The organism is Nostoc sp. CALU 546 (assembly GCF_048836525.1).
The window spans coordinates 1-1,172 of the sequence record NZ_JAWJTF010000431.1 but is presented as its reverse complement, the minus strand read 5'-3'; the positions used below and the strand labels follow the sequence as shown (position 1 = coordinate 1,172).

General features: G+C 36.0%; 1 protein-coding gene. It reads right to left on the bottom strand.

Annotation, left to right across the window (positions count from 1 at the left end; all coding sequences use genetic code 11):
* Window positions 1–434: 434 nt before the first annotated feature.
* A partial coding sequence (locus RRG12_RS44290) for an AAA-like domain-containing protein (protein WP_420763381.1) occupies window positions 435–1,172 on the bottom strand: 738 nt, incomplete at its 5' end.

Sequence of the window (1,172 nt, the reverse complement as noted above, 5' to 3'; positions counted from 1 at the left end):
ACGTGTAAATTGGGACACGTTGTAAATAGGGGCTAAATGAGCAATCGTACAGAAAGTTACGCTAAGGCTGTAATCCTTACTGGATAAGTATTCTGCAAATCAATATTTTTCGCAATTCTTGATGTACCAATTAACCTATAGATTATTTGGTGCAACAATTTAATACGGCTCATCTTGGGTTTGAAGCTCCTAAATTTCAGAGACTTCAATTGGTACAGTTTTAATCCTGGCGATCGCAGTATTGAAAGTAGCTCATCAAGTCCTTAGCGTAAGTTTCGGAACGGATGCTCATTTCTCCCCTTGTCCTATGAAGTTGTGAAGTATAACCCGTCCTTTTTGTCCATTTTATTGTTAAAATCACAGTTTGTTTATGCTGTTGAGAGCAAAAAATTTCGCTCTCTGCCTTTCTTCTAGTCAACAAAATATTTGTTTGTTTACAAATAAGTTTGTAAATACTGACTATATAAATTACAGCGTGGTAATACGCTATCTCCTTGCAATTTTACCAGTCCAACACTGTGCAATTTAAATTTAGTTACTGTCGGTAGCTTCGCAGGGTTATTAATAACTACATCTTTCATCGCATTTGCTAATTCCGGCTGCTGCGTAAGAATTAAACTTTGACGATGTAAATGGTCTGCGTAGATACTCGATGAACTTGTGGGATTTTGTAGTATCTGTGTTAAAGTAACATTTCTATTGGCTATATTATAAAGAGTAAGACGCACTAAAAATGGATGTCCACCCACTAGCATCATTAATTTTTCAACTTCTGTTTCATCCCAATCGAGTTGATACCTTTGAACTAAATCTAAAATCTGTTGATTATTAAATTCAGGCAATTCTACAGACAGACCTACATTAAATGGCGATTGATTAATATCAAGAGGAACGTAAACTTCTGTAGAATGTACAATTACCAATCGCAGTTTTTCCCAAATCTCTCGCCGTTTGCCTTCTTCGTGTAAAGCGCGTAGCAGTCCAAAAAAATCTCGGTAAATTTCTGGATATTCAAAAACTTTATCAACCTCATCTAAACCAAGGGTTAGCGGCTTATTAATTGTTGGTAGTAGATATTCCTCAAAATAGGCTTTACATGCCATGCTGCTACCCACAATTTCCGCTAAATCCCAATAATCATCAATTTGATTCGGGATATTTAAAGCTAAACC